Origin of the sequence: Halomonas aquatica (assembly GCF_040196335.1) — a bacterium.
GTDB classification, from domain to species: Bacteria; Pseudomonadota; Gammaproteobacteria; order Pseudomonadales; family Halomonadaceae; genus Halomonas; species Halomonas aquatica.
Map to the genome: position 1 here is coordinate 588,212 of NZ_JBEGCJ010000001.1, position 23,429 is coordinate 611,640.

The 23,429-nt window shown below is 68.4% G+C and carries 22 protein-coding genes; 10 read left to right on the forward strand and 12 right to left on the reverse strand.

Features of this window, described 5'->3' with window-relative positions; translation table 11 throughout:
* Window positions 1-46 precede the first annotated feature (46 nt).
* From ABE960_RS02710 to ABE960_RS02730, 5 genes are all read left to right on the forward strand, one after another.
* On the forward strand, window positions 47-1,282 hold the full coding sequence (locus ABE960_RS02710) for a ribonucleotide-diphosphate reductase subunit beta (RefSeq protein WP_349760685.1): 1,236 nt from the start codon (window positions 47-49) through the stop codon (window positions 1,280-1,282).
* Window positions 1,283-1,505: 223 nt separating this feature from the next.
* Entirely contained in the window at window positions 1,506-1,802 is a 297-nt protein-coding gene (locus ABE960_RS02715; protein WP_349760687.1) for a hypothetical protein, read from the forward strand.
* 210 nt (window positions 1,803-2,012) lie between these two features.
* Complete coding sequence (locus ABE960_RS02720; protein WP_349760688.1) at window positions 2,013-3,053, forward strand: GGDEF domain-containing protein; 1,041 nt, start codon at window positions 2,013-2,015, stop codon at window positions 3,051-3,053.
* Between the two features lie 43 nt (window positions 3,054-3,096).
* A complete protein-coding gene (mgrA, locus tag ABE960_RS02725) occupies window positions 3,097-4,125 on the forward strand; it encodes an L-glyceraldehyde 3-phosphate reductase (RefSeq protein WP_349760689.1) in 1,029 nt (342 codons plus the stop codon).
* Window positions 4,126-4,131: 6 nt separating this feature from the next.
* On the forward strand, window positions 4,132-4,338 hold the full coding sequence (locus tag ABE960_RS02730) for a DUF3565 domain-containing protein (protein ID WP_349760690.1): 207 nt from the start codon (window positions 4,132-4,134) through the stop codon (window positions 4,336-4,338).
* Window positions 4,339-4,409: 71 nt separating this feature from the next.
* Here ABE960_RS02730 and ABE960_RS02735 read toward each other — a convergent pair whose 3' ends face one another.
* Complete coding sequence (locus ABE960_RS02735) at window positions 4,410-4,589, reverse strand: PLDc N-terminal domain-containing protein (protein ID WP_349760691.1); 180 nt, start codon at window positions 4,587-4,589, stop codon at window positions 4,410-4,412.
* Between the two features lie 112 nt (window positions 4,590-4,701).
* Window positions 4,702-5,367 (reverse strand): cupin domain-containing protein, encoded by a 666-nt coding sequence (locus ABE960_RS02740; protein ID WP_349760692.1) that lies wholly within the window; start codon window positions 5,365-5,367, stop codon window positions 4,702-4,704.
* Window positions 5,368-5,539: 172 nt separating this feature from the next.
* On the opposite strand from ABE960_RS02740, the gene ABE960_RS02745 reads away from it, so the two are divergent.
* Entirely contained in the window at window positions 5,540-7,357 is a 1,818-nt protein-coding gene (locus ABE960_RS02745) for a monovalent cation:proton antiporter-2 (CPA2) family protein (protein WP_349760693.1), read from the forward strand.
* Here the strand turns inward: ABE960_RS02745 and ABE960_RS02750 are convergent.
* From ABE960_RS02750 to ABE960_RS02790, 9 genes are all read right to left on the reverse strand, one after another.
* Window positions 7,317-9,662: an ATP-dependent DNA helicase gene (locus ABE960_RS02750; RefSeq protein WP_349760694.1), complete on the reverse strand. Its 2,346-nt coding sequence runs from the start codon at window positions 9,660-9,662 to the stop codon at window positions 7,317-7,319. The genes ABE960_RS02745 and ABE960_RS02750 overlap by 41 nt on opposite strands.
* Complete coding sequence (locus ABE960_RS02755; protein ID WP_349760695.1) at window positions 9,655-11,382, reverse strand: VRR-NUC domain-containing protein; 1,728 nt, start codon at window positions 11,380-11,382, stop codon at window positions 9,655-9,657. The genes ABE960_RS02750 and ABE960_RS02755 overlap by 8 nt, the downstream gene beginning before the upstream one ends.
* Window positions 11,383-11,440: 58 nt before the next feature.
* Window positions 11,441-11,962 (reverse strand): retropepsin-like aspartic protease family protein, encoded by a 522-nt coding sequence (locus ABE960_RS02760; protein WP_349760696.1) that lies wholly within the window; start codon window positions 11,960-11,962, stop codon window positions 11,441-11,443.
* 70 nt (window positions 11,963-12,032) lie between these two features.
* Window positions 12,033-13,388, reverse strand: coding sequence for an MFS transporter (locus ABE960_RS02765; RefSeq protein WP_349760697.1), 1,356 nt, complete (start codon window positions 13,386-13,388; stop codon window positions 12,033-12,035).
* A gap of 50 nt (window positions 13,389-13,438) precedes the next feature.
* Window positions 13,439-15,472 (reverse strand): CocE/NonD family hydrolase, encoded by a 2,034-nt coding sequence (locus ABE960_RS02770; RefSeq protein WP_349760698.1) that lies wholly within the window; start codon window positions 15,470-15,472, stop codon window positions 13,439-13,441.
* 48 nt (window positions 15,473-15,520) lie between these two features.
* Window positions 15,521-16,825 (reverse strand): ATP-grasp domain-containing protein, encoded by a 1,305-nt coding sequence (locus ABE960_RS02775; RefSeq protein WP_349760700.1) that lies wholly within the window; start codon window positions 16,823-16,825, stop codon window positions 15,521-15,523.
* A 111-nt stretch (window positions 16,826-16,936) separates the two neighbouring features.
* Window positions 16,937-18,130, reverse strand: coding sequence for a toxic anion resistance protein (locus ABE960_RS02780; RefSeq protein ID WP_349760701.1), 1,194 nt, complete (start codon window positions 18,128-18,130; stop codon window positions 16,937-16,939).
* A 65-nt stretch (window positions 18,131-18,195) separates the two neighbouring features.
* On the reverse strand, window positions 18,196-19,140 hold the full coding sequence (locus ABE960_RS02785; RefSeq protein WP_349760702.1) for a cobyrinic acid a,c-diamide synthase: 945 nt from the start codon (window positions 19,138-19,140) through the stop codon (window positions 18,196-18,198).
* A gap of 41 nt (window positions 19,141-19,181) precedes the next feature.
* A complete protein-coding gene (locus ABE960_RS02790) occupies window positions 19,182-19,358 on the reverse strand; it encodes a hypothetical protein (protein WP_349760703.1) in 177 nt (58 codons plus the stop codon).
* A gap of 176 nt (window positions 19,359-19,534) precedes the next feature.
* Here ABE960_RS02790 and ABE960_RS02795 point away from each other — a divergent pair, with 176 nt between their 5' ends.
* The 4 genes from ABE960_RS02795 to ABE960_RS02810 all read left to right on the forward strand — a co-directional run bounded on the left by ABE960_RS02795 (window position 19,535) and on the right by ABE960_RS02810 (window position 22,075).
* The gene (locus ABE960_RS02795) at window positions 19,535-20,530 is read left to right on the forward strand and encodes an LLM class flavin-dependent oxidoreductase (RefSeq protein WP_349760704.1); all 996 of its coding nucleotides are present in this window, start codon (window positions 19,535-19,537) and stop codon (window positions 20,528-20,530) included.
* On the forward strand, window positions 20,527-21,234 hold the full coding sequence (locus tag ABE960_RS02800; RefSeq protein WP_349760705.1) for an AzlC family ABC transporter permease: 708 nt from the start codon (window positions 20,527-20,529) through the stop codon (window positions 21,232-21,234). The genes ABE960_RS02795 and ABE960_RS02800 overlap by 4 nt, the downstream gene beginning before the upstream one ends.
* The gene (locus ABE960_RS02805) at window positions 21,231-21,542 is read left to right on the forward strand and encodes an AzlD family protein (RefSeq protein ID WP_349760706.1); all 312 of its coding nucleotides are present in this window, start codon (window positions 21,231-21,233) and stop codon (window positions 21,540-21,542) included. Before ABE960_RS02800 ends, ABE960_RS02805 begins: the two co-directional genes overlap by 4 nt.
* A 107-nt stretch (window positions 21,543-21,649) precedes the next feature.
* The gene (locus tag ABE960_RS02810) at window positions 21,650-22,075 is read left to right on the forward strand and encodes a hypothetical protein (RefSeq protein WP_349760707.1); all 426 of its coding nucleotides are present in this window, start codon (window positions 21,650-21,652) and stop codon (window positions 22,073-22,075) included.
* 119 nt (window positions 22,076-22,194) lie between these two features.
* Here ABE960_RS02810 and ABE960_RS02815 read toward each other — a convergent pair whose 3' ends face one another.
* Entirely contained in the window at window positions 22,195-23,025 is an 831-nt protein-coding gene (locus ABE960_RS02815) for a 3-oxoadipate:acetyl-CoA acetyltransferase (protein WP_349760708.1), read from the reverse strand.
* Between the last annotated feature and the right edge of the window lie 404 nt (window positions 23,026-23,429).

A 23,429-nucleotide genomic window follows, 5' to 3' on the forward strand; every position in this document is an offset into this window, starting at 1 on the left:
GGGCTGTCGCCTCCGGCCCCGACCGATTCCTAGAGGTGGACACCACATGCTGAACTGGGACGACTTCCACAAGGACGACACGGCCGTCGCCGAGGCCCACGCACCGGCCGCCCCGCAGCCCGCCGCCGAGCCGGCAGAGGCGCCTCAGGTGGCACAGGAGCAGCGCGACTACCACCCCGCCGAGGGTGACCGCCTCGCGCGCGCCCGCCAGGCCCTCGAGGAGCTCGACGTGGCCGCGGGACTCGAGGAACTCGAGATGGGCGCGGCACGCATCGAGGTCGACGACAAGCAGATGATCAATGCCCGTGCCGACCTCAACCAGCTGGTGCCCTTCAAGTACGAGTGGGCCTGGCAGAAGTACCTGGACGGCAGCGCCAACCACTGGATGCCCCAGGAAGTGAACATGAATGCCGACATCGCCCTCTGGAAGAGCGCCGAGGGCCTCACCGCGGATGAGCGGCGCATCGTCGAGCGCAGCCTGGGCTACTTCTCCACGGCGGATTCACTGGTCGCCAACAACCTGGTGCTGGCGCTCTACCGCCTGATCACCAACCCGGAGTGCCGCCAGTACCTGCTGCGCCAGGCCTTCGAGGAGGCGATCCACACCCACGCCTACCAGTACTGCGTGGAATCGCTGGGCATGGACGAGGGCGAGGTCTTCAACATGTACCGCGAGGTGCCCTCCGTCGCCGCCAAGTCCGCCTGGAGCCTCAAGCACACCCAGTCGCTGTCCCGCCCGGACTTCAACACCGGCACCCCGGAGACCGACCGGGAGCTCCTGCGCAACCTGATCGCCTTCTACTGCGTCACCGAGGGCATCTTCTTCTACTGCGGCTTCAGCCAGATCCTCTCCATGGGCCGGCGCAACAAGATGACCGGGGTGGCCGAGCAGTTCCAGTACATCCTGCGCGATGAGTCCATGCACCTGAACTTCGGCGTGGACATGATCAACCAGATCAAGATCGAGAACCCGCACCTCTGGACCCCCGAGTTCCAGGACGAGGTCACCCAGATGATCCTCGAGGGCACCGAGCTCGAGATCGCCTACGCCCGGGACACCATGCCCCGAGGCGTGCTGGGCATGAACGCGGCGATCATGGAGGAGTACCTCCATTTCATCTGCAACCGCCGCCTGGCCCAGATCGGCCTGAAGGAGCAGTACCCCGGCGCGAAGAACCCCTTCCCGTGGATGAGCGAGATCATCGACCTGCGCAAGGAGAAGAACTTCTTCGAGACCCGCGTCACCGAGTACCAGGTGGGCGGCGCACTGAGCTGGGATTGACCAGATAGATTGATCCCATAGACAACCCGGGAGCCACGCCCCGGCATGAGGAGGGAGGCACCGTCATGATGGAAATGCCCATCTCGACCCTCGAGACGCGACGGCCCCGGGTCGTCCGCGTGCACCGGCCTCCCGCCACCAAGATGATGACGCCCTGTCCGGCCAAGCCGGGCGGGGCGTTTTTCATGGCCCGAAAAAAGGCACACCACTGGAGGAAGACCCCATGCAGGTAAATCACTCCACCGCACGTCTCGACGCCAGAGCATGGCAAACCGCCCTGGATCGAGCATTGAACGCCCATGGCGACGCAGATGCCCTGGCCCGCTACCCCCACCTCGCCAATGCCTTTCCCGCATCATCCCCCACCAACCGGCATCATCCCCTGCTCGACTACCGGGAGCTCAAGGCCTGGGCGACTCAGCGAGGCTGGCGGGTGCGTCCGGCGCCGGAACGGGCCTCCGGGGAGGAGCGGCACCATCCGCCGGTGCGCTTCAGCCGCCCCCGGCATTACGCTCGTTGAGCCACCAGGGTCCCGGCTGAGTCCCCTTCCGGCTTCACCTCGGGCGCGGGCCTCATGCCCGCGCCTGGGGCGATCGCCTGCCGTCGCCTGGCGATTGCGTCTCGGCCATCGGCATGAGAGCTTCTGGTGCTATCATCATCACGCGATGCCCGCTAGGGACGCCGGGGCATAGCCATCCCGACGGCCAACCACCTGCCAGAAGAGACCTCGATGAAGGTGAAAGACCCTCTCCCCCCGCTGTCATGGGACGCTCGTCGGATGCAGATCCAGGGCTTCATGACGGGGCTTCACCAGATCGAGTGGCTGCTGGTCACCCTGATCACCCTCTACCTGGTGCTCATCGGCGCCCCCGATGACCACACCCTGGAGCTGCTGGTCGCCACGGCCGCCTATTTCGGCTTCAGCCTGCTCGCCAGCCGCCTGCGGTTCTTCGACGAACGCCAGCGCTGGCTGCTGGCCCTCCACACCTGGGTGATGATCGGCTTCATCACCTGGTTCCTGCACAGCACGGAGGGCGTCTCCGGCCCCCTCACCAGTCTCTACCTGCTGGCGGTGGTGACCAGCGCCCTGACCCTCGGGGTGCTCGCCACCATGCTCGAGGTGGTGGCGATCGGCGCCTGCATCGTGCTGCTGCTCCAGCTCGGCGACGAACGCCTCATGGAGACGGCGAACCTCACGCTGCTGAGCATCAACCTCATCGCCTACCTGATCATCGGCTACCTGACCGCGGCGCTGGTGGACGGCATCACGGTCTCCAACCGGATGCTGCTGGAGATGGCGAGCCAGGACCCCCTGACCGGCCTCTGCAACCGTCGTGCCTTCAACGACCTGGTGAAACCGGTTGACGCCATGGCCAGGCGGTCGCGACGCCCCTACAGCGTCGTGGTCATCGACATGGACGGCCTCAAGGCCATCAACGACACCCAGGGTCACGTCGAGGGCGACCGCGCCATCAAGCTCCTCGCCGACGAGCTCAAGGCCCATACCCGCAGCAGCGACCTCCTGGCGCGCCATGGGGGCGACGAGTTCCTCATCATGCTGCCGGACACCGACGCCGGCGGGGCGACGCGGATGCTGCACCGCCTGCTCGCGGATCCGGATCACGAGATCCCTGCCATCAGCATCGGGGTGGCCTGCTACCCCGAGCATGGCGAGAGCTTCGATGCCCTCTTCGAGCAGGCCGACCAGGCGATGTACGTCAGCAAGAGTCTCGGCGGCCGTCGGGTGCACGTCGCCGGCGCGCCCCGGTGAGCCCTGCGACAAACAGCATGGACCACGGCAAAGGACAGACCCCATGAGCTACTCCCCCTCGCCAGAGCGCTACGAGCGGATGCCCTACCATCGCTGCGGTCGCAGCGGCCTGAAGCTGCCGGCCCTGTCGCTCGGCCTCTGGCAGAACTTCGGCGAGACCGGAAGCGTCGACAACGCCCGGGCGATCTGCCGCACCGCCTTCGATCACGGCATCACCCACTTCGACCTGGCCAACAACTACGGCCCGCCCCCCGGCAGCGCCGAGGCGCTGTTCGGGCGCATCCTCGCGACAGACTTCGCCGGCTACCGCGACGAGCTGGTGATCTCCACCAAGGCCGGCTACCGGATGCACCCCGGGCCCTACGGCGAGTGGGGCAGCCGCAAGTATTTGCTCTCGAGCCTGGATCGCAGCCTCGAGCGTCTGGGGGTCGATTTCGTCGATATCTTCTACTCCCACCGCTTCGACCCCGAGACCCCGCTCGAGGAGACCATGGGCGCCCTGGACCAGGCGGTGCGCCAGGGCAAGGCGCTCTATGCCGGCATCTCCTCCTACAACGCACAGCGCACCCGCGAGGCGGTCGAGATCCTGCGCTCGCTGGGCACCCCCTGCCTGATCCACCAGCCCAGCTATTCGCTGGTCAACCGCTGGATCGAGGACGACGGCCTGCTCGACACCCTCGACGACCTGGGCATGGGCTCGATCGTCTTCTCGCCACTGGCCCAGGGCCTGCTGACCGACAAGTACCTGGACGGCATCCCCGAGGACAGCCGGAGGGTCCGGGGCAAGGCGCTCAATGACGCCCACCTGTCGCCGGAGAACCTGGCGCGGGTGCGGGCGCTGAACGAGATCGCCCGTCGGCGCGGCCAGACCCTCGCCCAGATGGCCATCGCCTGGACGCTGCGCGGCGGCCGGGTGACCTCGGCGCTGATCGGTGCCAGCCGGCCCGAGCAGGTGATCGACAGCGTGGGCGCCCTCGTCGGGCCGGACTTCACCGACGAGGAGCTCGCCGAGATCAACCGCCATGCGGTGGAGGGCGGCGTGAACATCTGGGCGGCCTCCTCGGAGCACTGAGCCGGCATGCGTCAGCCGATCGTGGGCTACCATCGCGACGAGGAGGGCCACTGGGTGGCGGAGCTTGCCTGCGGCCACAACCAGCACGTCCGTCACCAGCCGCCCTGGGTGGAGCGTCCCTGGGTGATCACCGAGGCGGGCCGACGCTCACGCCTGGGCCTGGCGCTTCCGTGCGTCAAGTGCGACCGGGGCGAGCCGCGCGACCTGCCCTGACCCCCGCCCCGGGCCGGAATGACATCGGGCCGCCCCAAGGCGGCCCGAGACCCTGCCTGGCGCAGGCAGCGCTACCCCTTTGGCCCGAACAGGAACCAGATGATCAACCCGACCGGCGGGAAGAACAGCAGCACCAGGATCCAGATCAGCTTGGCCAGGCCGCCGGCCGGGCTCTTGGCCACCTTGACGATGGCCCAGATGACGATGACCAGCCAGATGAGGCCCAGCAGGCCTCCGACTTCGATACCCATGTGACGTCTCCTTGTCCGTGTCGGTTCGGCGAAGTGCCGCCTCTAGGGGTAGCACAGGCCAGTAGGCGGTGAACAGTCGCGGGCGGTAACGGGGTGTCAGTCCGCCTAAGCCTCACTCGGGCAGCAGATGGCCCACCTTGACGTAGATCAGCGCGCCGTCGTCGCCGGTGAAGGGGGTGTGCTGGCTGCGATGGGGGCTGCGCAGCCAGCTGCCCGCCGGATAGGCGCCGTGCTCGTCGTGGAAGGTGCCCTCGAGGACCAGGATCTCCTCGCCCCCCCAGTGGGCATGGGACTGGAAGCGGGTGTTCGGGGCCCAGCGCACCAGCGCCACGTGCTCGCCCTCGAAGTCGTGCAGCGGCAGCACCCGAAGGCCCTCGACCAGTCCCGGCCGCCAGTCGCTGGCCCGGGTGTCGATCACCTTCTGCTCGTTGTCGTCCGGCGAGAACTGGTGCAGCTTGACGAAGATCAGGGCCCCCTGGTCCCCGACCCGGGGCGCATGGGCGGAGCCAATGGGATTGCGCAGGTAGTGACCCGCCGGATAGGCGCCGTGCTCGTCGGCGAACTCCCCCTCCACCACCAGGATCTCCTCGCCCCCGCCGTGCTCGTGGGTCGGGAAGGTGCTGTTCGGCGCATAGCGCACCATGGAGGTGGCCCGTGCCACCTCGTCGCCGACGCGGTCGAGCATCATCCGCTCCACGCCGGCCATGGGGGAGTCCACCCAGCGGTAGTCGTCGGGGGTGACCACCGCGCGGCGGCTGAAGTCGGCGTTGAGTCGCATGGCAGTCTCTCCTGTCGGGCAATCTAGTGGGGCAAGGTTGAGGTTTCGATGACGAATGGGACCGGCCAAGGCGCCTGCCGTTCCCGTCGGTCGCGGCATCCGCCTGACGCGCGGGTGAGCCCATCGGGTAACATGGGGGTCGTCCCCGCCATTCGCAAGGAGCCCCCCCCCCTTGGCCACCGACCTGCTGCTCAACGCCCTGATCTTTCTCGCCGCGGCAGTGCTGATCGTGCCGGTCTTCAAGCGCCTGGGGCTCGGCGAGGTGCTGGGCTACCTCGCCGCTGGGGTGGCCATCGGCCCCTCGGCCCTGGGGCTCGTGGCCGATGCCGAGGCCGTGCTGCAGTTCTCCCAGGTGGGCATCATCTTCCTGCTGTTCGTGATCGGCCTGGAGCTCAAGCCCTCGCGCCTCAAGCTGATGCACAGGGCGGTCTTCGGCTTCGGCAGCCTGCAGGTCGGCGTGACCACCCTGCTGCTCACCACCTGCGGCTGGGCGCTCGGCCTGTCTCCGGTGGCCGCTGCGGTGACGGGCTTCAGCCTGGGGCTCTGCTCCACGCCCCTGGTGCTGCAGCTGCTGGGCGAGCGCCACGAGATGCAGAGCCGCCACGGCCGCAACGCCTTCGCCCTGCTGCTCTTCCAGGACCTGGCCGCGATCCCGGTGTTGGCCCTCATCCCCCTGCTGGCGGCCGAGGACCTGCTGGCGGGAGGGCTCATGCCGATGCTCCAGGAGGTTATGGTGGCCGTCGGCGCCTTCGCCGGCCTGATCGTCGGCGGCCGGCTGCTGCTGCGACCGCTGTTCCGCTTCGCCGCCGGCACCGGTAGCCGCGAGGTGTTCGCCGGGACCGCCCTGCTGGTGGTGATCGGCGCCGCCCTGCTGATGGAGCTCGCCGGCCTCTCCATGGCATTGGGCGCCTTCATCGCCGGGGTGCTGCTGGCCGACTCGGAGTACCGCCACGGCATCGAGGCGGACATCGAACCCTTCCGTGGCCTGCTGCTGGGCCTGTTCTTCATGGCCGTGGGCATGACCGCCCAGATCGGCCTGCTGGCCGAGCGCCCCGGGATGATCCTCGGCCTCACCGGGGCCCTGCTGCTGGCCAAGGCCCTCAGCGTGGTGGTGGCGGCCAGAACCTTCGGCACCGGCTGGCGGGAGGCCCTGAACCTCGGGGTGCTGCTCTCCCAGGGCGGCGAGTTCGGCTTCGTGCTGCTCACCGCGGCCGGCACCGCGGCCCTGCTGCCCACCTCCCTGGTCGACGAGCTGGTGCTGGTGGTGTCGCTGTCGATGGCCGCCACGCCGGTGATGTTCCTGGCCCACGCCCGGCTGGTGCGCCCGCTCTTCAAGGCCCGCAAGGCGCGTCCCGACTTCGACGCCATGACGGACGAGTCACCGCAGATCATCCTCGCCGGCTTCGGGCGCTTCGGCCAGATCATGGGCCGCGCCCTTCAGGGGCTGAAGATCCCTTACACGGTGCTCGACATCAACGCCGACCAGGTGGCCTTCGTCCGTCGCTACGGCAACAAGGTCTATTTCGGCGATGCCTCCCGCATCGACCTCCTCGAGGCCGCCGGCGCCGACCAGGCCCGGGTGCTGGTGGTGGCGGTGGGCGACCCCGAGGCCTCGATGCGCATCGTCGCAAGCGCTCGACAGCGCTTCCCCCACCTTCGGCTCTATGCCCGGGCCCGCAACCGCTACCATGCCCATCTGCTGATGCGGTCCGGCGTGAACGACCTGGTCCGCGAGCTGCTGCCGGCGAGCCTGGAGCTGACCCGCGACGTGCTGGTCGGCCTGGGCATTCCCCGCGACCAGGCCCAGCACACCATCGACACCTTCCGGCCCCATGACGAGCAGACGCTGCGCCGCCAGCTGGAGGTGTTCGGCAACGAGAAGAAGCAGATCCAGACGGTCCAGGAGGCGGCCCGGGAACTCGAGGCCCTCTACGAGGCCGACGAGGACGTCACCACCTCGCTGGAGGAGCCGCCCCGCCGCGAGTCGTGACGGGCGGTCCCCACCAGGCCGGCAGCCGGGCCCTTACCTCGCGTCGGGCGAAGCGGTCGTCCATCAGCACCACCGTACCCTCGTCTCCGGGGCCCCGGATCACCCGCCCCGCCGCCTGCACCACCTTGATCAGCCCGGGGATGTGGTAGGCATAGTCGTCGCCGCGGCCGAAGCGCGCCGCCAGCCGCGCCTTGAGCGCCTCGTTGAAGGGATCCGCGGGGGGCAGCCCCAGGGTGGCGATGAAGGCCCCGATCAGCCGATCGCCGGGCAGGTCGATCCCCTCGGCGAAGGCGCCGCCCAGCACCGCGAAGCCGATGCTCTCCCCGCCCGGCGCGAACCCGGCCAGGAAGTCCTCTCGCGCCTCCTCGCGCATGCCGCGGGTCTGGGTGCGCACCGGGATATCGGGGTGGGCCTCGCAGAAGCATGCCAGGGCCGCATCCAGGTAGGCGAAGCTGCTGAAGAAGGCCAGGTAGTGGCCCGGCCGGCGGCGGAACTGGCCGGCCAGCTCGCTGACGATGGGTTCAAGGGAGGCCTCCCTGTCGCGCAGCCGGGTGGAGATGTCGGCGCGAATGCGCAACTCGAGCTGCTCGGCGGCGAAGGGCGAGGCCACCTCGCGCCAGACGGTGGCCTCCGGCAGGCCCAGCAGGTCCCGATGGAAGTGGGCGGGGCTCAGGGTCGCCGAGAAGAGCACGGCCGCGTGAGCCGCCTCGAAGCGCGGGGCGAGGAAGTCCGCCGGCACCAGGTTACGCAACCCCAGCACCGCGCGGCCCCGGCCGTGTCGAGCCAGGTCGCAGAGGGAATGGTCACCGAAGCGTTCGGCCAGCCGGGTGAAGGCCAGGGCCTCGAAGAGCAGCTCCTGCAGCTCGAGGGAGGCCTCTTCGGGGTGCTCGCCGAGGTACTCGGTGATGGCGCTGGCGACCCCCTGCAGGGCGGCGACCATGCCAGCCGGCAGCCCCTCCAGCACTCGATAGGCCGGCGCTCCCGGCTGGCCGGCCTCGTCCAGGCCAGCCTCCTTCACCAGCGCCTGCCACTGTCGGGCCAGGCGGCCCAGCGGGCGCTTGAGGGGCATGGGCATGGCCCGGCGCAGGCGGGCGAGGCGGCGCTGGTCGAGCTCGGCGCTGTACATGGCCCGGGCCCGCTCCACCAGGTTGTGGGCCTCGTCCACCAGCAGCCCCGTCCGCCAGCCGTTGGCCCGGGCGAGCCCATGCAGCAGGGCATTGGCATCGAACCAGTGGTTGACGTCGCCGACGACCACATCGCACCAGCGCGCCAGCTCCTGACCCAGGTAATAGGGACAGACGCCGTGCTCCCCGGCCACCTCGCGCAGCGACGCCCGGTCCAGCCAGCCACGCGTCACGGCGGCCTGGCGCGCCGCCGGCAGCCTGTCGTAGAAGCCCGCCGCCAGCGGGCAGGCCTCGCCGTGGCAGGCCCTGCCGGGATACTCGCAGGCCTTGTCCCGCGCCGTGAGCTCAAGCACCCGGAGCGGCCGGCGTTCGGTGTCCGTCGCGTCGGCTGCCGGGACATCAGCACCGAGGGCGGACAGGGCGTCCAGCGCCAGCCGGCGACCCGGGGTCTTCATGGTCAGGAAGGCGATACGGTCGAGCCCGCGGCGCGGCATGGCCATGAGCAGCGGGTAAAGGGTCCCCAGGGTCTTGCCGATGCCGGTGGGCGCCTGTGCGAGCAGGCAACGGCCGGTGCTCGCGGCCTTGTAGGCGCTCTCGGCCAGGTCGCGCTGGCCGGGGCGGAAGTCCGGGTGGGGAAAGGCAAGGCCGACGAGGGCCGCGTCCCGGCGGGCGCGGTGTTCCGCCTCCTGCGCCGCCCATGCGAGGTAGCGCCGACACTGGGTCTCGAAGAAGGCCGCCAGTTCCGCGGCGCTCGCCTCCCGGGTCAGCACGGTCTCGCGGCCGGTGGCGATGTCCAGGTAGACCAGCGCCAGGGTCACCGAGGCCAGGCCCCGCTCGGCGCACAGCAGCGCGCCATAGACCGAGACCTGGGCCCAGTGAAGGGCGCGCTGGTTGTCGGCCATGCGGTCCAGGCGTCCGCGATGGGTCTTGACCTCCTCCAGGCGGTTGGCCAAGGGGTCGTAGCCGTCGGCGCGACCGCTCACCGTCAGGCCCTCGAAGGTGCCGGAGAGCGGAATCTCGGCCTCGTACCCGTCGCCACGGCGTCCCGCCACCAGGGCATGGCCATCGATGCCCTCCCGGGCGCTGGGGGCCGGCGTGAAGCGATGGTCGAGGTCGCCCTCCCGGGCGGTGAAGTCGCACAGGGTGCGCACCGCCACCCGCCAGGTCGCGGCCTCACCCATCCCCGTCTCCCCCGTCGGGGGCCTGCCAGGCGACATGGCAGACCACCGCGGGCATGCCCCGGGCGTGGAAGAAGGCGAGCCAGCGACGCTGGTTGTCCTGCAGCCGGTCGCCGGGGCCCTTCACCTCGATCAGCCGGTAGCGCGGCTCGCCCTCGGGGGCGTCGGGGAGGAACTGGATGAGGTCCGGCAGGCCGGCCCGGTTGGCCTTGAGATCGCCGAGCAGGCGCTCGAAGCAGGCCCGCAGATGAGCCGCCGGGAGGCAGGCCAGGGCCCGCTCGAGTAACGCCTCGTCGAGCGCGCCCCAGTGCACGAAGGGTGAGGCCAGCCCCTGCTTCTCGCGCCAGGTGGCCCGTATCGCCTCGCGGTACCCACCGTCATCGAGCCGGGCCAGGCAGGCATCGAACCGCTCGCGCCGCCGGCTGACGAAGTCCTCGCGGTAGAGATCCGCCGGCCCGCTGTGGAAGGGGTGGAAGAAGGCCCCGGGCAGCGGCGCGAAGAGTGCCTCCCAGCAGAGCAGGCCGAAGAGGCCGGTGAGCAGGGCGTTCTCCACGTAGCGCACCGGGGCCGCCTCGTCGTGCAGGTGGTCGCGCACCGCCGCCTCCACCGGGCCGGCGGGCAGCGTCAGGGACCAGCGCTCATGGGCGGGCTCTCGCCGGGGGGCGGGCGGAGCCAGGCCCAAGCGGCGCCGCAGCCGCGGCAGCAGGCGGTCCAGCGCCTGGGCCTCCGTCTCGCCGGACGGGGACGCGGCCAGGGGCTCGGCCATCGCAAGCGCCGCGGCATGTTCCCCGCGGCGCTCCTGCAGTCGCAGGTGGCGGATACGCGCCTCGGCGCTGCCGTCCGGTCCCGACCCCGGCCAGCCCGCCCGGCCGTAGAGGCCGAGGGCCAGCTCACCCTGCCCCTCGCGCTCCGCCTGGCGTCCCAGTGCCACGCAGAGCCGGAGATGCCGGGCCGCCAGCCAGGCATTGCCGGCCAGCGGCACGGGAAAGTCACGGGCCAGGGCGGCCACCGGTTCCCCGGCCTCCAGGCGCTGGCGCAGCCGGTGCAGCGCCAGGTAGGCATCGAGCTCGTCGCGGTGGCCGAAGGCGCGGGAGTCGGGGGTGATGGGTACCCGCTCGAACGCCTGCCGACCGAGCTCGGTGAGCACGAACTCCGACCAGTCCTGGCGCAGGTTGCCGAAGAACATCAGCCGCAGCCGGTCGCAGGTCTCCATGACGGCGAGGCGCACGATGCGGTCCGGCGCCTCGGGCCACCAGTCGGCGAGCCGACGCGATTCGATGAGACGTGGCGCCAGCGCCTCGAGCAGCGCGGCCTTGCCCGTGGCGACCGCCAGCCCGGCCGCGGCGATCTCCCCGGCCAGGGCGCGACGCAGTTCAGCAAGGCGCAGCAGACGGAAGAGCGTCTCCAGGGAGAGCAGGGGGGCGTCCTCGACGAGGCCGGCCTCGACCAGGGGGGCGAGGGCCACCTCGGTATCACCGATCTCGGGATAGGCGAGGCGAGCGCTGCGGAAGTGCTCGCCCTGGCGCATCACCATGCGCACCAGCAGCGCCTGGGACGCCTCGGGCAGGGCCGCGAAATCCGCCACGAAACCATGCTCGGCGGCGTCCAGAAGGTCGCCGTGACGCTCGGTCACCCACGCCAGCACGAAGCGGAAGTTCGCCAGGTAGTAGCGCGGGTCGTCCAGGGAGGCGGTGACCGCCGAGGCGGCAGACATACTGTTCATGCATCCATGATATCAGGGCCGTCGAGGAAGCGTCATCGCAACGGCAGGCGCTGGGGACTCACCCACCGCCGGCGGGACGCAGCACCATGCGCTCGCCGCGGATCTCGATGTCGAAGCGGTCGAGGAAGCTCATGCCCAGAAGGGCCACCTCGCCGGTGAGGCCGGGGCTGATGGAGCCGCGCACGTCGCGGGCCTCGTAGCCGCCGAGGCTCACCTCGTCGAGGGTGGCAAGATCGCCGCGAACGCGCCCGTTGGCGGTGTTGAACCAGGCGCTGCCAATGGCCTCGAGCCCCAGACGCTGGGCCAGCTCGTCCGACACCGCCACATAGGTGGCACCGGTATCGAGCAGGAATTCCACCGGCTCGCCGTTGATACGCCCGGTGGCCACGAAGTGGCCGGCGCGGTTGCGCTTAAGGACCAGCGGCTCATCCACCCCCGTCACGCTGGCCAGGTGGGCATTGGGGTTGCGCTGGTCCTCCAGGTAGCCATGTAACCACCAGGCACCACCGCCCAGGAAGAGCACCCAGAACAGCAGCAGCATGCAGAGCCCGGCCCGGCGTGTGGCATGTTCCTCGGTCATGGCGCGTCCTCCCGGCCTTTCATCGCGACCATGATGCCACAGTAACCTGCCCCGTTAGCCGCTTCATGCCCTAGCGGCCGTTGCGGGCCTCCCAGTCTCGCGCCGCCTGCTGGCCGCGAGACTGGTCGACGAAGAGGCAAACCAGGATCGCGATGATGAACAACGCCACGCATAGCAGGATCGATGCCTGCAGCCCCACCAGCGATTGCAGCAGGCCCAGCCCGATGATGCCGATCACGCCGGCGAGCTTGTTGGCCAGGCCCCAGAAGCCGAAGAACTCGGCGGCCTTGCGCTGCGGCGAGAAGAGTCCCACCAGGGCACGACTGGCGGACTGACTGGAACCCAGGGAGAGTCCCGCCAGGCATCCCACCACCAGGAAGAGGTGCTGCGCCTCCCAGTCGAGACCGAAGCGGACATTCAGGAAGGCCGTGACCTCCGGGGTGGCCCAGATCGCCAGGATAGCCGCTACCCAGAGCGCCAGGGTGAAGAGGTAGGTGACCCGGGTGCCGATGCGATCCTGGATGAACCCAAAGCCCAGCGCACCGACGGCGGCGGTGATCTGCACGATGATGAACATGATGTTGCGGATCCCCTCGTCCCAGCCGATCACCTGGGCGCCATAGATGAAGGCGAAGGCGATGACGATGTAGACGCCGGCCATGGAGAAGAGCAGCGAGACCAGGAAGATGCCCAGGTCTCGGAAGCGTCGCAGCTCGTGCAGCGTCGTCGAGACCCGGGTTATGGCGATCTCGCGATAGGACCTGCCCGGCGGCTGGGGGGTGCCACGCTCCTTGACCCACAGGAAGGTGGGGATGGCGGCGATCAGGAAGAAGCCCGCGGCGAAGGGGCCCACCCAGCGGATGCGCGAGAAATTCTCGGCCGTGGCCTCGCCCAGCATGACCAGCGAGAACCCCGCGGCGAACAGGCCCCCGACGTAGCCCAGCGCCCAGCCGAAGCCGGAGATCTTGCCCAGGTCCTCCGGCGGGCCGAGGTCGGGCAGGAAGGCCGCGATGAAGGACTCGCTCATGGAATAGGCGTAGTTGGCGATCACGATCAGCACCACGCCCAGCAGCACGAAGCCCGGCGCCACGAAATAGAGCATGGCGGTGGCCACCACGGTCGCCAGGTAGCTGATGAAGAGGAAACGCTTCTTCGAGGCCTGGTAGTCCATCACCGCCCCGCAGAGGGGGCCGGTTAGGACCACCAGCAGGTAGCTCACCGCCAGCGCCAGGCTCCACAGGAAGTTGGCCAGCCGGTAGCCATCACCCCGGTCGCCGACGACCACCGTGGTGAAGAACTCCCCGAACACCACGGTGATGATCAGCAGGGTATAGGCCTGGCCGGCAAAATCGAACATCGCCCAGCCCAGGATCTCCTTGCGAGAGGCGCGCGGCGTCGCCGGCACGGCAGCGGGGGTCAGGCTCATCGGCGCGTCCCTGTGAGAGTCAGGACGTCACGATAGCAGCCTCCCCCGCCCTAGACGAGGTCACGGGGGATCGTCTCGTCCCATGTCTTCGCGAAGATGCGGGTTTCGCCCTCCCAGGCATCGAGGGTGGCGCGGATGCGGAAGTTGTCGGCGTCGCTGGTCAGCAGGGTGCGGGACAGGGTATGCACCTCCCACTCCCCGCGCCGGAAGCTGCGCTGCCACTCCGTCCAGCCGCTGACGCTGTCATAACTGCCGAAGGCGTAACCGTAGCGCTCGGTGACCCGGGCGGCGATCTCAAGGTCGATATCGTCGATCCGGTAGCGCCCCTCGTCATGGACCACCTCCAGGGTGGTGCGGTCCTCGGCCAGGTCACGGATCACGCGCCAGGTCTCCTGGCTGGGCTGCAGCAGCGTCTTCGCCATCGCGGGCGCCCCCTCCGGCGAGCCGAAGGAAGGCAGCGCTTCCTCCTCGGCGGGGCGCGGCTCGCGTCGGGGCAAGACCAGCCGACTGGCACCGGGCCACACGGTGATGCGCACCGGCTGGGGCGACGGCCAGGCCAGCGGCCAATAGCTGGTAGAGAGGGCCAGGCGAATGGCGTGGCCGGCGGGGAACTGCTGAGCGATGTGCTTGAGCGGGATGCGCACCCGATAGCGCTGGCCCGGCACCAGCGGTTCGGGATGCTCATCGCTGTCGCGGTGGGTGAGGTTGAGCAGGCCATAGGAGACCCGGGTGGCCTTGTCGTCCTCGGCGATATCGGAGAGGCGCAGCGCCACCATGGCCACCGGCTGGTCGGCGCTGAGCTCGAGTTCCACCAGCGGCGAGCCGCAGATCTCCAACGCCTTTTCGAGGCGTGCCGTCTGGAAGACCAGGCAGCCACCATCTTCCTCGCGCTGGTCATGGGGCAGGTCGGGAGGCGCATTGTAGGAGCACCACTTGCCCGCATAGAGGCCCACAGAGAGGGGCGAGCGGATGTCCAGGGTCGCCTCAGGCAAGTCCTCTGCCGGTTCATCCTCCGGCAGCAGATCGTGGCCCTGAGTGAGCCGGAAGGCCTCCGGCTCGATGTTCGGCGACGGCCAGTCGGGCTCCGCCACCCAGCGTCCGGGACGCTCACTATAGCGCGCCGAAGGCGGCATCGACTCCTGCATCCACACGCGCAGCATGGGCTCGTCCATGATCCCGGTATCCAGGCCCTTGAGCCACTGGTCCCACCAGCGCAGCGACTCCTGCAGGAAGCCGATGGCCGGTCCCGGCACGCCGAGATGCGGGTACTTGTGGGCCCAGGGGCCGACCAGCCCCTTGCGCGGCACGTCGAGCCCCTCCAGCAGGCGAAAGACGGCGTTGCAGTAACCGTCGGCCCAGCCGCTGACGGCATAGACCGGGCACTGGATCGCCGAATAGTCCTCGCACACCGAGCCGTGCTTCCAGTAGTCATCGCGCCGCTGGTGCTCGAGCCACGTGGCGAGCCAGAGGCCACTGCCGTCCAGGCGCTCGAGCCACATGTCGCGCCAGCGCTCGCCCACGAGGTCCGGGTCCGGTGGGCAGGCGTTGCCGTCGAACATGGTCGAGGCCCAGGAGAGGTTGTCGCCCAGCAAGCAGCCACCCATGTGGTGGATGTCGTCGGCGTAGCGGTCATGTGTGAAGCTGAGCGTGATCACCGCCTTGAGCTGGGGCGGGCGCAGGGCGGCGATCTGCAGGCCGTTGAAGCCGCCCCAGGAGATGCCGATCATGCCGACGTCGCCGGTGCACCAGGGCTGGGCCTCCAGCCATTCGAGGATCGCCAGGCCATCATCCAGCTCGCTGGGCAGGTACTCGTCGGTGAGCACACCGTCGGACTCGCCGCTGCCGCGGATATCGACCCGAACCCCGGCATAGCCGTGACCCGCCCAGTAAGGGTGGCTCTGTTGGTCGCGTTCGGCGGTGAGGTCACGCTTGCGGTATGGAAGATACTCGAGGATCGCCGGCACCGGATGAATATCGGCATCCACCGGCCGCCAGATCCTTGCCGCCAGGCGGCTGCCATCGGGCAGCGGTATCCAGGTCTCCTCCTCCATGACCCGTCGCGGAAAATCGTTGATGATACGCATGGTACTGCTCTCCTTGTCCCTTGAGGGCTGTTACGGGCCCGGATGTGATCAGCCCTGGATCTGGTCGAACTCGAAGACCATGCGTGCCACCAACTGTTCGAAGTCAGCGAGCAACTGCTCGGCCGTTGCCGCCCCCATCCAGACATGCGCCAGGGCGTAGCTGTAGCTGTCCTGCTCGGCCAGCGAGGAAAGCCACTGCCCTTCCGCCACCTGGATCTCGACCATGGTGCCCGGGAAATCGGCCTCCAGCGAGGCGACCTCCTCCGGCGTGGGCACCCGGGTCACCAGGGCGTCGGTGAAGAACACCCGATGGAAGAATTTGGCCGCCATGGCAAATTTACCCTCACGGTGCGGCATGTCCGGTCGCTGCCCCAGCCCCAGGTCGATGGCGACCTGCTGGTTGCTGACGCCATCGACCTTCTCGAAGAGATCGCAATGCGACTGAGAGATACGCGTATTGATCTCCAGTAGCCAGATGCGGTCCTGCACCTCGTCCCAGAAGTACTCGACATTGAAGGCGGCATTGTCGTAACCGATATGGGTCATCATCGTATCGGTCAGCTCGCGCATCTTCGCCTGGATGGCATCGGGCAGCCCCGAGGGGTAGCGATAGTGGAAGAAACTCAGTACCTGGGGATAGCGCAGTGAATCAAAGATCCCGTAGCTGACCACCTCACCATCGAAGACGTACCCCTCGACCGTGCACTGCCAACCGCCAATGATCCCCTCGGCCATGCAGAAATGCCCATCCACGGCGGCGATCTCCGGGGGCAGGTGGGCATACTCCAGCACCGTATTGAAGGGGTCGGCGATGGTTCCGATGGAGTCTCGTAGCTGATCGATGGCCTGATAGAAATCCTCGGGAGTATCGATACGAAAGCCCAGCCGTGAGCCCGACGACTTGATCGGCTTGATGAAGAAGGGGAAGAAGAGCCCTGCCTCACCGATACGGGTCAGGGCCTCGTCGTCGAAGGGGTCGAAGGCCGTGAAGTTGGGGATGAAGTCGGGAATCACCTCCCGCTGCACGCGCCGGCTCCAGTACTTGTGCTCACACTTGAGCAGGCTCGAGAGCGACGTGGTAGAGGTGCCGAAGCGCTCGCAGAGGACCGGCAGCATCGTCGAAACGGGGAAGTCCATGTAGCCGACGATGGCATCGATGGGCCCGTCAAAGGCCTCGAGCTGGGCCGTGGCCTCCGCCAGCATCGCGGCGATGTCGAACTCCTCGGTGTCGTAGACCGCCTCGGGGGGGATCACCCCATGGAAGCGCCAGTGCTCGGCGCCTCGCAGCCTCTCCAGCCGCTGGCGATTGAAGTCGTTGAGCCCCACCACGAAGATATTCCTGTCGCCTGACATTCCCTGCTCCTGTTCGCTTTGCACCCGGTCATGCTTCTTCGAGCAGCATAGTCCAGTGCTTGGTCCAGTGCGGGGGCGATGCAGGGTTGAATGCAGAGCAGAATGCAGGAATCAGGCGTGCCGGGACGTCTCGGCGTCATCCTCGTCGCGACCGCGCTGCAGGCGCTCGATGGCCTCGCCGCCGCGACCGGACAGGGTCGCCAGCCGATCGATCTGATCATCCAGCCGAGGCAGGGCCTCCCGGCGATAGCGTGACAGGTCGTCGATGGCCCCCATCACCTCGCCGAAGGCCTGCTCCAGGGCCTGCATGTCGAGCATCGCCGATGAGGCCCGCTTCTGGATGTCCACACCCTGTTGGCGCAGCGCTCGGGCAGTGCCGCCGATCATCTCCGAGGTGGTGGCATTGAGCTCCTCGACGCGATCGAGCACCAGGCGCTGGTTGGCAATGGCCAGGGCCACGGTCACCGCTACCGTCAGTGCCGAGACCGTGACGTTGAGGGCGCGGTCGACACCCCGCATCAGCTCGCGGTTGTTGCGGATGATCACCTCCAGGGCCAGCACGCCCTGCTGGCTGACCGCCAGCTGCTGCTGCAGGTCGACGATGCGCTGGCGCAGCGGGAAGAGCAGCTCCTCCTCGAGGAAGCGCCGCTGCGGGTCCTCCTCGTCGCGGCGGTCGATGGCGACCTGCAGGCGTTCGTCGATCAGCCGGCCCAGGGAGACCTGATGCTCCAGCCGCACGAGGCTCTCGCGCAGGGCCTGCTGGTCATCATCCAGGGTCAGGTTGTCGCGACGCAGCATGTCGCGCCCCCCTTCCAGGTCGGCGATGATCGCATCCAGTGCCTGCTGCGCCGTCTCGAACTTGCGGAAATAGCGCTGCAGGCGGCTACCGCCGCCCGGAATCAGCGCCAGCACACGATCCAGCGGGCCCTTCGACAGATCATGCCGGGAGGGATCCAGCGCCTGCATCCGGCCGCGCAGGTCGGCAAGGGCCCTGGCCACGGGGCCGCCCTCATCGCCGTGGTGGGCCAGTTGACGCAGCGGAGTCTGCAGCATGGCACTCTGATGGGCAGCCTGCTGCTGCAGCTCGAGGCCCAACTCGTCGACGGCGCGGCGTTGGCGCGCCAGGGCCTCTGCATCGCCGCCGGCGACCACCTCGTCGACGAAGGCATCGGCCTGGGCCGATAGCGTCGGGTCCTCGACGCCGTCAGCGGATGGCCCGCCGTCGGCCGTTCCGCCCATCTCGCGAGCGATATCCTCCACCGGCGGCAGCGACAGGCGGGGGCCGTGTTCGGGTTGCTGGGTCATGGGCACCTCTCGAAATGATCGGATAGCGATCTAGGGTAGGGATAGGGGCGGGGAAAGGCTCGCCGTCAGGAACCGCCACGCCCGTAGCGGTCGGCACGTGACACGAAGCGACTCAGCTCCTCCAGCGCCCGCTCGGCAGTCACCGAGGCCTGGGGTCGACCGGTCTCGATGCGCGCCATGGAAACGGCGGTATCGTCGAGCACGGTCAACGCCGACTCGTTGCGCGCGGCCAGCTCGCGCAACCGACGTTCGGTCTCCTCGAGCAGTTCCAGACGCCGCATCAAGGCGGTGCGTTCCTCCGTGCCCAGTCGACGATCTTCGCGACTCAGGCGACGCCGCACGAAGTCGCCATCCACGTTCACCACTCCACTGGCCTGGGAGGCCATGGAGTTGAGGGTATCCACCGCCCCGAGACAGACCTGGACCACCAGTTCCCGGGCGCGCACGAAGGCCAGTTCACCACTGTGAAAGCGTCCCTCCAGTACCGCCAGCACATGGCGATAGCGGCTGTAGACGCGGTCGGCCTGGACCGCCAGGTCGGGGCGATTCACGTCGAGCAGCGCCTGCTTGGACCGACACAGCGCCAGCACCAGTTCGTCGGCCTCCTCGGGTGGCCTAGCGGGGTCGAGCACCGTCAGGTCGGCCTCATGGGCATCACGCTCCTGACGGGCGCGACGGCGGGCGGCCTCCGCGGACAGGCTCTGCCGGTGTCGTCGATCCCGCCGCCGGCCCAGCCAACCGCGCAGGCGACGCTCCAGCGGCAGTAGCAGGGGGATCGCCACCAGCCCCGCCAGCCAACCGCTCAGCGTCGGCCCGAAGCCCCCCCACAGCGAAGTCAGCCACATCACCATACTGATGGAAGGCACCACCAGGCAGTAACGCAGGATGACCCGCAGGCGGCTCGGAGGCTCGACCGGCACGGCCAGACGCGGATTGACAAGGCCCGCCAGCAGCCAGGGCAGGCAGGTCAGGAACAGACCATAGGAAAATCCCTGCAGGAATCCCAGCATGAGGCTGACTATCCTTCATCCGTCGGAGAGAAAACAGGCAACTAGATCAGCAGGCTGAGGACCAGGGCCAAGACGCCCATCAGCAGGGCAACGCTCACCACCACGACCACCACCCGGTCGAGCCAACGATCGAAGCCGGCCCAGTCGAGCCGGCGCCGATGGCGTCGACGGGTGGCACCGCGGCATGAGGCATCGCGGCGCGTGGGGATGAGTGACATGGCCGAAGTCCGATTTCACCATTGTTCCCAGAGCTTACGGCCTGTCGGGGCGGCTGGCCACCGCGATCGTGCCGATGGCCCATGATCCTGCCGGGCCGGGCATTGCATTCCGTCGCGGTCGCCCCGATGCTGGAAGAAACTCAGCAGGCTAATTGTTTCCGGAGCACTCCCCCATCATGTCTCGACTCGCCGACACGCCGCTTTCCGTGCTCGACCTGGCCCCTATTCGCGAGGGCAGTGCCATCGCCGACACCTTCCGCGAGAGCGTGGACCTGGCCCGGTGCGTCGAACGGCTCAGCTTCACCCGCTACTGGCTGGCCGAACACCACGGCATCGAGGGCATCGCGAGTGCCGCCACCGCGGTGCTGATCGGCCATATCGCCGGCGCGACCGAGCGCATCCGCGTGGGAAGTGGCGGCATCATGCTGCCCAACCACCCACCACTGGTGGTGGCCGAGCAGTTCGGTACCCTGGAGATCCTCTACCCCGGGCGCATCGACCTGGGGCTGGGCCGCGCGCCGGGCTCCGACGGCCCCACCATGGCCGCCATGCGCCGCGATCCCCATGCCGGGGTCGACGATTTCCCCCGACGACTGGCCGAGCTGCAGGGCTACCTCGACGACGAGCAGCCGGGCCAGCGAGTGCGCGCCGTCCCCGGCCAGGGCACCCGGGTGCCGATCTGGCTGCTCGGATCGAGCGACTTCAGCGCCCGCCTGGCGGCCCGCGAGGGACTGCCCTTCGCCTTCGCCGCCCAGTTCGCGCCGGCCCAGCTGTTCGAGGCGCTCAGGCTATACCGCGACAACTTCCGGCCCTCGGCGGTGCTGGAACGGCCCCACGCCATGGTCGGCCTGCCGGTGATCGCCGCCGACAGCGACCTCCAGGCCGAGTACCTCGCCTCCACGGCCCGCCGCAAGTTCCTGGGGATGATCCGCGGCCGGCGCACCCGCGCCCTCCCACCGGTGGAAACGCTGGATTGGTCCCCCATGGAGCAGGCACAGGTGGAGCAGTTCCTGGGGGCCGCCGTGATCGGCGGACCCGAGACAGTCCACGAGGGCCTGGAGCGCTTCCTGGAACTGACCGGCGCCGACGAGCTGATGCTCAATACCGATGTCTACGCCGCCGAGGACCGGCTGAGAAGCTACGAGATCGTCGCCGAAATGTGGCACTCATGACCGACGGCCAGGACTCGCGGCCGACACTGCGCCACCTCGTCGGCGGCTTTCGCCGCATGGCGCCGCTGTCGCTGTTCGTCATCGTCTTCGGGCTGGCCTTCGGGGTGGCGGCCCTGCAGCAGGGGCTCTCCGCGGCCGAGACCCTGTTGATGAGCGGCCTGGTGTTCGCAGGGGCCGCCCAGTTCGCGACCCTGGAATTGTGGGGCGACACGATCCCCCTGCTGCCGCTGCTGGCCATCACCCTGGCCATCAATGCCCGCCACCTGCTGATGGGCGCCGCCTTCTATCCTCACCTGCGCCACCTGCCCACCGGGCGACGCTATGCCAGCCTGGTCCTGCTCAGCGATGCCAACTGGGCCATGGCCATGACCGGCGGCTCGTCGGCCGCCCGCCTGGGCATCCTGGTGGGCGGGGGCCTGGCCCTGTGGAGCACCTGGATGATCGGCACCGGGCTTGGCGTGGTCTTCGGCAGCGGCATCAGCGAGCCCGAACGTTTCGGGCTGGACGCCATCATGGGCTGCTTCCTGCTGGCCATGCTGGTGGGCGACAAGCACGACCCGAGCGTGCTGCTGCCCTGGGGCGCCGCCGCTCTGGCGGCCCTGGCGGCGATGGCCTGGCTGCCCCCCCACACCCACGTACTCGCGGGTGCCGTGGCGGGCGGCGTGGTGGGGCTGCTGCTGCCACAACGGCAGGAGGGCGCATGACGCTGGATGCCACGACGGGCGGAGTTCTGCTGGCTATCATGGGCATGGCGCTGGTCACCTACATGACGCGCGCCGGGGGGGTCTTCGTGATGTCCCGTGTGCCCATCGGCCCGCGGGTCGAGCGCTTCATCAATGCCATGGCCGGCTCGGTGCTGGTGGCGGTGATCACCCCCATGGCGGTGAACGGCGACGGGGGCGCCCGCCTCGCCCTGCTGGCGACACTCGTCGTGATGGTCCTCCTCCGCCGGCCCCTGGCCGCCATCACGGCGGGGATCCTGACGGCCGCGCTCTGGCGCCTGCTGGTCTAGTCCCGGCGTAACGCTGCTGGAACGATTGTCGCGTCCCGGCCTCCAATGGGCAGCCATTCACGGTGTGCCGGAGCCGCCGACATGCCCCAGAGATTGCGGAGCCCTGAATGCCCGATCCCAATGACCCTAGCCGCGATTCACACCAGAATGCCGCCTGGCGAGCCGCCCAGCAGTGGCAGGCGCGCGCCCGCCAGACCCGCCCGGATGGTCCCCTCGGCGGCCTGAAGCTGTTGTTCACCTGGCTGCTGTTCGGCGCCATGATGGTCGTGGCCATGGTGCTGGGGCTGTTCTTCCTGCTCGTCGGCTGGGCCATGATGCCCTTCCTGCGACACCGCATGAAGAAGCGGATGGAGACGATGCGCGCCGACCAGGCCGAGGACGTGGGCGGCAGCGTCCACTATCGAGAGACCCGCTACCGTGAGACTCGCTACCGGGAGGGTCGAGACGCCGGTGGGCACTCCCGCGAGCATCAGGTGCTCGAGGGCGACTATGAAGTCAGAGATGGGGACCGCAAGGACACCGACCAGCCATGAAAGAAAAGACCCGCCGTAGAGGCGGGTCATCTATCCCATCGCAGGAATCCTGACCGCATGACCTCAGCAGGGGTCGGCCACGCGCGTCATGTCAACCAACTTCACTTCGACACCCAGATTCAGGCCGATTTGAGGCCGAGAATTTCTCGGGCCTGCTGCCAGGTCGCCACCGGGCGCTCATACTTCTCGCACAGCGCCGCGGCTCGCTCGACCAGGGCCGCATTGGAGGGGGCCAGTCTGTCACGGTCGAGGCGCATGTTGTCCTCGAGGCCCGTACGGGTATTGCCGCCTGCGGCAATGGACCACTCGTTGAGCAGAATCTGGTTGGGACCGATGCCGGCACCACACCACTGAGCGTCCGGAGCGAGCCGGTTCAACGTCTCGATATAGAAATCGAAGGTCGGCTTGTCCACCGGCATGGCGTTCTTGACCCCCATCACGAACTGGACATAGAGCGGGGCCTTGATCTTGCCCTGCTTGGAGAGGCTCACCGCCTGGTGGATATGCGACAGGTCGAATGCCTCGATCTCGGGCTTGATGTCGTACTTCAGCATCTCCTCGGCGAGCCACTCGACCAGCTGCGGCGAGTTCTCGTAGACCCGATTGGGAAAGTTGTTGGAACCCACCGAGAGGCTCGCCATGTCGGGCTTCAGCGGCAGCATGGCACCACGCTCCTCTCCCGCTCCGGAGCGCCCGCCGGTGGAGAGCTGGATGATCATCCCAGGGCAGTGCTCGCGCAGCCCTTCCAACAGGCGGGCGAACTTCTCGGGGTCCGACGTCGGAGTCTGGTCGTCGTTGCGCACATGGCAGTGGGCAATGGTCGCCCCGGCCTCGAAGGCCGCCTGGGTGCTCTCGATCTGCTCCTGGATGGTGACGGGAACGGCGGGGTTGTTTTCCTTTCGCGGCAGGCTGCCGGTGATGGCAACGCAGATAATGCAGGGATTGGACATGTAGCCTCGCTTCACCCCACGGCGCCTTACGGATACGGGGTGATGATGTGGTGGGTTAGACAACTATAGTCAATATGCCGATGCCAGCGTCGGCAGAGGGCATCCCGGCCGGTGGACGCGAGGACCGCACCCAGAGAGGCATCGCCATTTGTTCGCATATCGGACAATGATTTGCTATTCGAACAAAGTTAGCGCCAATTCCCGCGGCCGTCAAACCCTCCGGGACATTGCGCATTCCCATGAGAGGCCATGTGGGGAGAGTGCGCCTGATAACTCCTTTCCAGCAAAGCATTTTTCACCCTGGACATGCCTGGCGACATGCGACCAAGGTATAAGGCCGAGTAGAAGACCGGCCCGGGAAATGCAGTCCCGCAGCTTGTTCGGCAAGCGAACAAGTGTGCTAG